Annotated in this window: 7 protein-coding genes; 4 read left to right on the top strand and 3 right to left on the bottom strand. The window is 65.6% G+C overall.

The genetic code is table 11. The features are described 5' to 3' along the window. Positions 1-75: 75 nt before the first annotated feature. Both FKZ61_RS23325 and FKZ61_RS23320 read left to right on the top strand, forming a co-directional pair. Complete coding sequence (locus tag FKZ61_RS23325; protein ID WP_141612569.1) at positions 76-1,218, top strand: aminotransferase-like domain-containing protein; 1,143 nt, start codon at positions 76-78, stop codon at positions 1,216-1,218. Continuing rightward, positions 1,215-1,766: an aminoacyl-tRNA deacylase gene (locus FKZ61_RS23320; protein ID WP_141612568.1), complete on the top strand. Its 552-nt coding sequence runs from the start codon at positions 1,215-1,217 to the stop codon at positions 1,764-1,766. The genes FKZ61_RS23325 and FKZ61_RS23320 overlap by 4 nt, the downstream gene beginning before the upstream one ends. 32 nt (positions 1,767-1,798) lie before the next feature. Here FKZ61_RS23320 and FKZ61_RS23315 read toward each other — a convergent pair whose 3' ends face one another. Continuing rightward, positions 1,799-2,509, bottom strand: a complete 711-nt coding sequence (locus FKZ61_RS23315) for a queuosine precursor transporter (RefSeq protein ID WP_141612567.1) — start codon at positions 2,507-2,509, stop codon at positions 1,799-1,801. A gap of 939 nt (positions 2,510-3,448) precedes the next feature. Here FKZ61_RS23315 and carB point away from each other — a divergent pair. Together carB and FKZ61_RS23305 are read left to right on the top strand one after the other, a co-directional pair. After that, positions 3,449-6,790, top strand: coding sequence for a carbamoyl-phosphate synthase large subunit (gene carB, locus FKZ61_RS23310; protein WP_141612566.1), 3,342 nt, complete (start codon positions 3,449-3,451; stop codon positions 6,788-6,790). Positions 6,791-6,993: 203 nt separating this feature from the next. Beyond that, the gene (locus FKZ61_RS23305) at positions 6,994-7,791 is read left to right on the top strand and encodes a kanamycin nucleotidyltransferase C-terminal domain-containing protein (RefSeq protein ID WP_141612565.1); all 798 of its coding nucleotides are present in this window, start codon (positions 6,994-6,996) and stop codon (positions 7,789-7,791) included. A 25-nt stretch (positions 7,792-7,816) separates the two neighbouring features. On the opposite strand, the gene FKZ61_RS23300 is transcribed toward FKZ61_RS23305, so the two are convergent. Then, a complete protein-coding gene (locus FKZ61_RS23300; protein WP_211358710.1) occupies positions 7,817-9,013 on the bottom strand; it encodes a DHH family phosphoesterase in 1,197 nt (398 codons plus the stop codon). A 10-nt stretch (positions 9,014-9,023) separates the two neighbouring features. Next, entirely contained in the window at positions 9,024-9,626 is a 603-nt protein-coding gene (locus FKZ61_RS23295) for a DNA integrity scanning protein DisA nucleotide-binding domain protein (protein WP_141612564.1), read from the bottom strand. Between the last annotated feature and the right edge of the window lie 151 nt (positions 9,627-9,777).

Here is a 9,777-nt window from a genome sequence, read left to right as displayed (position 1 = left end):
GGCACTACCTCTGGCGGAAACCATTGGCGAATTTCTGCCGGGATTTGCACCGATCCAGAGGGGGCAAGCCAGCCCATGAGCGCTGTCCGGACCACCCAGGTCCACCTGCCGCCTGGCATGGTCGACTTTGGCATCGGCCAGCCGGGCTTCGAGCTGCTGCCCCTGGCTCTCCTGGAACGGGCTGCCCGACATCGCTTCGCCCAGGGGGATCCCTACTTCCTGAACTACGGTTACGAACAGGGGGATGGCTACTGCCGGTTGGCCCTGGCGGATCTTCTGCGCCAACATGGCGCCAGCGCCACCGAACCGGAACACCTGCTCTTGACCGCCGGCGCCTCCCAGGGGTTAGACCTGATCTGCACCCTCTTCAGCCAGCCGGGCGACGTGGTCTTCGTCGAGGAGCCTACCTACTTCCTGGCCCTGCGCATTTTTGCCGACCACGGCCTGCGGGTGGTGGGGATCCCCACCGACGAAAATGGCCTGGATCTGGAGGCCCTGGCCGGGCAGCTGCGACAGGTGCGCCCGGCTTTCCTCTACACCATCCCCACCTTTCAGAACCCCACCGGCGTGACCATGCCTGCGGCCCATCGGGAGCGGCTGGTCCGGCTGAGCCAGGAGCATGAGCTGCTGGTGGTGGCGGATGAGGTCTACCATCTGTTGAGCTTCGACCGTCCTCCTCCCGAACCCCTGGCCGCCTACGCCCAGGAAGCGCCCATCCTTTCCCTGGGCTCCTTCTCCAAGATCCTGGCGCCGGGCCTGCGGTTGGGGTGGATCCACAGCAGCCCGGCCTGGCTGCGGCGGCTGGTGGGCGGCGGCCTGGTGGACAGCGGCGGCGGGCTGAACCCCTTTGCGGCGGCCGTGGTCCGCAGCGTGCTGGAGCTGGACCTCCTCCTGCCCCACCTCACGGCGCTGCGGGCAGCCTATCGCAGCCGCCGGGATGCCCTGGTGGCCGCGTTGCAGGCCCACCTGCCGACACTCCGCTTTCGGGTTCCCGAAGGGGGCTTCTTCCTCTGGGCCGAGCTGCCCGGCCAGGAAGATGCCGGGCGCCTGTTGCAGGTCGCCCGGCGCCATCAGGTGGGCTTTCTGCCGGGGGCGCGCTGTTCCAGCCGGCAGGGCCTGCGCCACTACCTTCGCCTCAGCTTTGCCTTTCACGATCCGCCGGCCCTGGCTGAAGGGGTGAAACGCCTGCGTCAGGCCATGGAGGAGATGCGCACATGACCCAAACAAGCGACGAGGGCCACGGCCACGAGGCCCAGGGCGATGGGCTCCATGGAAGCGGGCAACACCACCCGGGCCAGGAGGAGATTCCCCCGGTGGCCGCTGTCCTGGCCGCCCGGGGCATCCCCCATCGGGTCTTTCGCCATGCCGGTCCGGTCCGTTCCCTGGAGCAGGCCGCGGCAGAGCGGGGCCAGCGCCCCGAGCAGGTGGTGCGCAGCATCCTGTTCCGCCTGGAGGCGGGCAAGTATGCCATGGTGTTGGTGGCAGGACCTGGCCGGATCGACTGGCGGGCCCTGCGCCGCCACTTTGGCCAGTCCCGACTGACCACTGCCAGTGGCGAGGAGGTGCTGGCGGTTACCGGCTACCCCATCGGCGCGGTGGCCCCTTTTGGGCTGCGGCAGCCGGTGACGGTGCTGGTGGATGAAAGGGTGCTGGCCCAGGAGGAGGTCTCCATGGGCTCTGGCGTGCGGGGGACGGCTGTGATCCTGCGCACGGCCGATTTGATGAAGGCTTTGGGGGCGGTGGAGGTGGGCCGGTTCCAGGCCTGAAGGGAGGCTCTCCGGCCCACCTCTGGGGTGGCTCATTCCCGGGAGAAATCTTCCGGCGCCAGGTAGATCAGCGGCAGGCTGAAGAGGGTCACGCCGTACTTCACCAGCAGGTTGAAGAGGAAGATCTGCCAGACCACGTCCCACGGCAGCACCCAGCCGAAGGCGCCCACCGCGAAGATGATGTTGTCCACCGGCACGCTGATGCTGTTGCTGATCAGCACCCGCAGCCACTGGAAACGGCGGGTAATACGGGTGACGAACCAGTGGTAGATCTCCGTGTCCAGCAGCTCACTGGCCAGCTCCGCCACGATGGAGGCAATGACGATACGCCAGACCGGGGCCAGGATGGCGCTGAAGGCTTCGCCCAGGCCCCAGCCTGGGTCGCTGGGCACCCAGGCCGCCCACATCAGGTAGCCGGCCATGAAGAGGTTGATGATGCCGGCCATTACGATCAGCACCTGGGCGTTGCGCTTCCCCAACAGCTTGTGGACCACATCCCGCAGGGTAAAGGTGATGGGATAGATGAAGGTGCCCATGTCCACGGCCAACCCGGCCACCACGCCGATCTTGAGGCTGGCAATGTCCGACAGCATCTGGGCGCCGATGTAGGCTGCCACCACGATCACCGCCGCGGCGGGGATGGCGGCAGCCAGGTCGCCGGGCTCCAGGCCTGGCTCCGTGGGCTCGGCCAGGGATCTGGCCCGGGTTGAACTTGAGACCGCCGATGTGCTTGAAAGATCCATTTCATTGCTCCTTGTATGTTTTGATCAGGCGGGAACTTCGACCGCCGGCCCAGGGATTGGCCATGCCGGGACCCAGGGCCGTTTCGCCGCCAGGGTGGCCCGGCGGCAACCCCTCTATCCTACCACGGTTGGGTAGCCGTTGCCATTTTTTGTCGATCGTCGCTCCCTCGTAGGCGCCGCTCGTCGCTGCGCATTCGTCGCCGTTCCTTCATCCGCCTGGGGCATGGCGAAACCGTGCGGCCGGGAGCCGCACCTACGGTAGGGGCCGCCACAGGGGGCGGCCCGCTTCGGGCGGGCACGGCGGCCCGCCCCTACGGAAACGGGCACCCCGTTGTAGGCGCAGCTCATAGCTGCGCATTCGTCGCCGTTCCTTCATCCGCCTGGGGTTGGCGACAACGTGCGGCTGGGAGCCGCCCCTGGTAGGGGCCGCCACAGGGGGCGGCCCGCTTCGGGCGGGCACGGCGGCCCGCCCCTACGGAAACGGGCACCCCGTTGTAGGCGTAGCTCATAGCTGCGCATTCGTCGCCGTTCCTTCATCCGCCTGGGGTTGGCGACAACGTGCGGCCGGGAGCCGCCCCTGGTAGGGGGCGCCCCCCGTGGCGGCCCGCCCCTACGGAAACGGGCACCCCGTTGTAGGCGTAGCTCATAGCTGCGCATCCGTTGCCCTTCCTTCACCCACCCAGGCCATGGCGACAACGTGCGGCCGGAGACCGCACCTACCGCAAACCGGGCCATCTACAGGAACCGGTATCGTCGCGTTTCATTCGCCCGAATCTTTCAACGATCCAACGGGTTGTTGTAAAATAGTTCAGATCCTGAACAGGTTGGCCCATTTGCCAACCTGCTTTTGTGTCGGACGCAGGAAATCGCCCAGTCGGTCGCCTGTGTCCGGTCTGTAACGGCAATGGTTGTCAAATTCTCCAGATTACAGGGGGACAAATGCCAAAACGAACCGACATTTCCTCCATCCTGATCATCGGCTCTGGCCCCATCGTCATCGGCCAGGCCTGTGAATTCGATTACTCTGGCGCCCAGGCCTGCAAAGCCCTGCGCCAGGAAGGGTACCGGGTGATCCTGGTCAATTCCAACCCGGCTACCATCATGACCGACCCCGAAATGGCGGACGTCACTTATGTGGAGCCGCTGACTGTGGAAATTCTGGAAAAAATCATTGCCAAAGAAAGGCCGGACGCACTCTTGCCCACCGTCGGTGGCCAGACGGGCCTGAACCTGGCTGTGGCCCTGGCCGAAGCCGGCATCCTGGATCGCTACGGCGTGGAGCTGATCGGCGCCAATTTGCGCGCCATGCAGGTGGCCGAAGACCGGGAGCTCTTCAAGGCCGCCATGACCGAGGTCGGCCTGGAATCGCCCCGCAGCGGCATCGCCCGCAGCCTGGAGGAAGCCCGCCGCATCGCCCAGGAGATCGGCCGCTACCCCATCTTTATCCGCCCCAGCTTCACCCTGGGCGGCAGCGGCGCGGGCACGGTCTTCACCCCCCAGGAATTTGACGAAAAGGTGCTCTGGGGGCTCAAGGAAAGCCCCGTCCACCGGGTGCTCATCGAAGAGTCCCTCATCGGTTGGAAGGAATACGAGCTGGAGGTGATGCGGGACAGCGCCGACAACTTTGTGGTGGTCTGCTCCATCGAAAACCTGGACCCCATGGGCGTCCACACCGGCGACAGCATCACCGTGGCTCCGGTCCAGACCCTGACCGACAAGGAATACCAGCGGCTGCGGGATCAGGCCCGGCTGGTCATGCGGGCCGTGGGCGTGGAAACCGGCGGCAGCAACGTCCAGTTTGCCGTGGATCCCAAGACGGGGCGCACGGTGGTCATCGAGATGAACCCCCGGGTCTCCCGCTCCAGCGCCCTGGCCTCCAAGGCCACCGGCTTCCCCATCGCCAAACTGGCCGCTAAGGTCGCGGTGGGCTACACCCTGGACGAGCTCAAGAACGACATCACCCAGCAGACGGTGGCCGCGTTCGAGCCATCCATCGACTACGTGGTGGTCAAGATTCCCCGCTGGGCCTTCGAGAAGTTCCCCGGCGTGGACCGGGAGCTGGGCCCCCAGATGAAGTCGGTGGGCGAGGTGATGGCCATCGGCCGCACCTTCAAGGAGGCCCTCCAGAAGGGCCTGCGCAGTCTGGAGATCGGCCGGGACGGCCTGGGCCCCATGGAGCGGGATGAAAATGGCCACTTCCGGGGCTACGACGAGAAGATCGAACTTCACGATCTGCTGCGCATCCCCAACCGGGATCGCCTCTTTGCCGTCTACGAAGCCCTGAAACGGGGGGACAGCCCGGCCACCGTCTGCCAGCTCACGGGCTACGATCCGTGGTTCGTGGCCCAGATGGCCGAGATCATCCAGTTCGAGCAGAGCCTGGAGCGCCTGGATGCCCCCACCCTGCGCCAGGCCAAGCGCCTGGGCTTCTCCGATTCCCAGCTGGCGCGGATGGTGAACGAGCGCATGGCCCAGGGGAAACTGGTCCTGCCCGAACGGCAGGCGACCAACGGCGATACGCCGCCGGAGAACGCCGAACTTTCCACCCCGGTTTCCGAGACCGACATCCGGGCGCTGCGGAAGAAGCTCCAGGTGCTCCCCACCTATCACCAGGTGGATACCTGCGCGGCCGAGTTCGAAGCCTACACCCCCTACCTCTACAGCAGCTACGAATCGGAAAGCGAGGCGCCGCCCACCGACCGCCGCAAGGTGATCATCCTGGGGGGCGGCCCCAACCGCATCGGCCAGGGCATCGAGTTCGACTACTGCTGCGTCCACGCCAGTTTCGCCCTCCAGGAGCTGGGCTACGAGACCATCATGGTCAACTGCAACCCGGAGACGGTCAGCACCGACTACGACACCAGCGACCGGCTCTACTTCGAGCCCCTGACCTTCGAGGATGTCCTGAACATCGTGGAACGGGAATCCAGCCGGGGCGAGCTGGCCGGGGTCATCGTCCAGTTCGGCGGCCAGACGCCCCTCAACCTGGCCACCAGCCTGCAGCGGGCCGGCGTCCCCATCCTGGGCACCCCGCCGGACGCCATCGACCTGGCCGAGGACCGGGATCGCTTCGGTGCGCTGTTGGATGAGCTCTCCATCCCTGCGCCGGCCCATGGCACAGCCCGCACCACGGAGGACGCGGTGGCCGTGGCCGGCCGCATTGGCTACCCGGTGGTGGTGCGGCCCTCCTACGTCCTGGGCGGTCGGGCCATGGCCATCGTGGATGACGAGGCCGCGCTGCGCCGCTACATGGCCGAGGCCGTGGCCGTCTCCATGGACAAGCCCATCCTCATCGACCAATTCCTGGAGGACGCCTACGAGGTGGATGTGGACGCCATCTGCGACGGCGAGCGGGTGATCATCGGCGGCATCATGCAGCACATCGAGGAAGCCGGCATCCACAGCGGCGACAGCGCGTGTGTCCTCCCGCCCTACAAGATCAGCAACTATCACCTGAACATCATCCGGGAGTACACCGAAAAGCTGGGCATGGCCCTGGGCGTGCGAGGTCTGATGAACGTCCAGTACGCCATCAAGGACGACGTGGTCTACGTGCTGGAGGTGAACCCCCGGGCCAGCCGCACCGTCCCCTTCGTCAGCAAGGCCACCGGCGTTCCCCTGGCCAAGCTCGCGGCCAAGGTGATGCTGGGCAAGAGCCTGGCCGAGTTGGGGCTGGTGGTGGAGCCCCCCCTGGACGGCTTCTTCGTGAAGGAGGCGGTGCTGCCCTGGAAGAAGTTCACCGGCATCGACGCCCTCTTGGGGCCGGAGATGCGTTCCACGGGCGAGGTGATGGGCCACGCCGCCAGCTTTGGCCATGCCTTTGCCAAGAGCCAGCTGGCCGCGGGGACTGGCCTGCCCCTGAGCGGTGGCGTGCTGATCACCGTCAACGACTTCGACAAGGGAGGCGCGCTCAAGATCGCCCGGGACCTGCACCGGCTGGGCTTCACCATATACGCCACCGCAGGCACGGGCGCGCTCATCAGCCGCAGCGGCATTCCCGTCACCATCCTGGCCAAGGCCATCACCGGAGCCCAGGGCTACACCACCCTGGACGCCATGCGGGATGGCAAGATCCAGCTCATCATCAACACGCCCCTGGGGCCGGACAGCCGGGAGGACGGCGCCAAGATCCGGCGGCTGGCCACCCGCATGGAGATCCCGCTGATCACCACCCTGTCCGCAGCCCAGGCCGCAGTCAGCGGCATCCGGGCCATGCGCCAACAGGAGCTGAAGGTGCGCAGCCTGCAAGAGCACTACGAGAAGCAGAAACAGCGGGTGTAGGCCACCCGGGTTTCGATCTTTGCCGGAAGACGCGCGGCTGGGAGCCGCACCTGCGGTAGGGGTTGCCCCATCGTAGGCGCAGCTCTCAGCTGCGCATCCGTCGTCGCCCCTTCACCCGCCGGGGTATGGCGACAATGGGCGGCTGGGCGCCGCCCCTGTGGTGGCTCAGGATCGGTCTCATCTGTGGATCAACCGGTGGAAGCATGGACGGCAGACGGGAAGCTTGGTGGGCCGGGCCGGGTTCCTGTACCCACGACCAGCGCATGGAGGTGGTGGACCGGCTTGTGGCCCGGATCCGGGAGATCTACGGCCAGGCGCTCATCGCCATCGGCCTCTATGGCTCCATGGCCCAGGGCCGGGATGGCCCCTACTCGGACATTGAGTTGTTCTGCGTGGTGGACCGGCCCGGCCTGGACGAGACCGCGGAGTGGATGTACGGCTCCGGTAAGGCGGAGGTAAACTTCTACGACCTGGCGGTCGTGCGCCGGCGGGCGGTGGAGGTGGATGAGCGGTGGCCCCTGCGCCAGGGGCAATTTCTGCGGGCGCGTCCCCTCTTCGGCGAGCCGGGCTTCTTCACGGAGCTGCAGGCGCTGGTCCACTCACCGCCGGCGTCCGCCTTCCATCAGGCCATCGCTGAAATTGTGGTGGCCGAATTTTACGAAGGCATGGGCAAGCTGCGCAACGAGCGGGCCCGGGGCCGTAACCACTTTGTGCCCTCCCTGGCCTGTCACCTGGCAGTCCAGGGGGCCCTCATGCTGGGGCTGGCCCATCGCCACTGCTACACCACCGGCGCCCATCTGCTGGAGGAATCCCTGGCCCTGCCCGGGCGTCCAGCCGGCTATGACGAGCTCTGCCGCCGGGTGATGGCCGGTGACCTGGCCGACGCTGACCAGACGGCGGCGGACCTGGAGCGCCTCTGGGCCGGGCTGGGGCCCTGGCTGGCCACCATGGGGATCGACCTGGCACCCCGGTCCCGGCCCAGGTTGGAGCCGCCGTTCTAGCAGGGCGTGCCCAGGGATCCGAAAGTTACTGGCGCTGGCTGGACGCGGGCGTGAGATACTTGGCCATGTCCGCGCTGTTAACGCCAATCCGGGTCAGGATCTTCTGCTTCACCTGGGCATCGAAGGCCTGCCACTTCAGCTCCTGGTACTCCTTGTTGGTCCCGCCTGCCAGGAAGCCGATGGGGATCTCAAACCCCGCCGCCGAAAGTTTGCCCCCGCCGAAGTAACGCCCCGCCGCATCCTTGCCGAAGACATCCTTGATGAACTCATCCAGGTCCAGCGTCAGCTTGCGGGTGCGCATGGAGCCGATGAGGGATTCGCTGCCGTCGTCGCCGATCAGGATACCGTAGACCAGGGAGGTGTGGACGTTCTCCTCGGTGAGGAGGAAGTCGGCTGCCTGGGGAATGGCATCCCGATCCACTGCGCGCAGGTAGCCGATCCCGGCCACGCTGAAGTTTTCCACGATGACCCGGTTGCCCAGGGCCAGGCGGATGATCTCCATGGTCTGCTTGGAGCGGGCCTGGCTCATGACCTGGGCGATCAGCTCCGCATCCCGATATTGGCTCAGGAAGGCCGCGGCGTAGAAATCCTCCGGTTTGGCGCGGATGAAGTTTCCCGTGTCGGTCATGATGCCATGCATGAGGGCGGTGGCCACCAGCACATGCTCCTTGCGGGAGCCATCCATGGGTAGGAGCCCCTGTTGCAGGTATTCGGCATAGATGGTGGCCGTGGCCCCGGTGCGGCGGATGTCGACGAAGGGGACATCCGGCCGTTCCTGGGTCTCGTGGTGGTCCACCACCGCCAGGATGGGGACGTTGGCCGTTTGGAGGGCGGCCAGAATGGCGCTGGCCGTGTTGCCCTGGTTGTCCACCAATACCGCCCCCTGGTAGACACCCAGATCCATGTCCGGCTCGAAGCGTCGCAGCTCGATCCCCAGAATTTTCACCAGCGCCGTGTTCTGTTGATGGCTGATGCGGCCGCGGTAGACAATGTCGGCGGTGATATCAAACTGCGCGCTGATGAGCTGGTGGGCAAAGGCCGACGAAAGCGCGTCCGGGTCTGGATAATCCTGGAGCACGATGATGTGGCGTTCGCCCCGGTGGGCCTCCAACAGGGCTCGCAGCCGGTCGACCGGTACGTCTGGGGCCTGGCGTCGGTTTTCCGGCATGGCTTGACCGTCCACTTCCATGGTTTTTCGCTCTGTCCATTGGTGTTGGTTCATAAGCAGCCCGTTATCCGCTATCGCGTTTGCTGGCCACGGTGATCTGTTCCACGTTACGGGCTGAATAGGGGCCCGAAATGTGGAGCCCGTGACGCCGAATCAGCCACAGTTCCGGGATGATCTCGGCGATGATCTCGCCATCGTCGAAAATGCGCACAATGGAACTCTCGGAGACCACCACGGCAATGGCGCGGGTATGTTTGGTGATGGCCGCCGCCGCCATATGCCGACTTCCCAGGCCCAGGGGCAGCTGCACCCCCTCGATGGAGGCGTGGATGTAGCGACAGCCGGACAGAACGATGCCATCATCAGAGACGATGAAGGCGCCGTCCAGTTGGGCCAGCTCCTTGAGGGTCTCCCGCATGCCCGGGTTTTGGATCCGTTTGAGCTCGCTGGGGTGACACCAGAGGGGATCCAGGATAAGCGGCTTGGAGCATTTCAGGGTCTCCTCTTCGTCGGATACCACGAACAGGGTGCCGATTTTGCGCCCCTCCCGGCCTTCCCGTGCGATTTCGACGGCCAGCAGCACCACTTCTTCCAGGGTATCAAAATTAATGTCTTTGACTTTGGACCGGATATCCCGCAGGATATCGGCCTCGTTTTTTCCACTCATATCGATTGGTTTGGCATCCTTTTCTCATCTCCAGGCCGAACGGTGGGTCCATCCCCAAAACCAGCGACAGACATGTTCTAGCAAATCCCGGCAGAAATTCGCCGATGGTTTCCACCCGGGGTCGTGCCGCCGAATTTCTGCCGTGGTATTT

Origin of the sequence: Litorilinea aerophila (assembly GCF_006569185.2) — a bacterium.
Classification (GTDB): Bacteria; Chloroflexota; Anaerolineae; order Caldilineales; family Caldilineaceae; genus Litorilinea; species Litorilinea aerophila.
This window is presented reverse-complemented; position numbering and strand designations above follow the sequence as displayed.

Excerpts from the sequence above, each read along its gene's own strand:
- FKZ61_RS23325 (WP_141612569.1), top strand. The coding sequence starts at position 76 with ATGAGCGCTGTCCGGACCACCCAGGTCCACCTGCCGCCTGGCATGGTC.
- FKZ61_RS23320 (WP_141612568.1), top strand. The coding sequence starts at position 1,215 with ATGACCCAAACAAGCGACGAGGGCCACGGCCACGAGGCCCAGGGCGAT.
- FKZ61_RS23315 (WP_141612567.1), bottom strand. The coding sequence starts at position 2,509 with ATGGATCTTTCAAGCACATCGGCGGTCTCAAGTTCAACCCGGGCCAGA.
- carB (WP_141612566.1), top strand. The coding sequence starts at position 3,449 with ATGCCAAAACGAACCGACATTTCCTCCATCCTGATCATCGGCTCTGGC.
- FKZ61_RS23305 (WP_141612565.1), top strand. The coding sequence starts at position 6,994 with ATGGACGGCAGACGGGAAGCTTGGTGGGCCGGGCCGGGTTCCTGTACC.
- FKZ61_RS23300 (WP_211358710.1), bottom strand. The coding sequence starts at position 9,013 with ATGAACCAACACCAATGGACAGAGCGAAAAACCATGGAAGTGGACGGT.
- FKZ61_RS23295 (WP_141612564.1), bottom strand. The coding sequence starts at position 9,626 with ATGAGTGGAAAAAACGAGGCCGATATCCTGCGGGATATCCGGTCCAAA.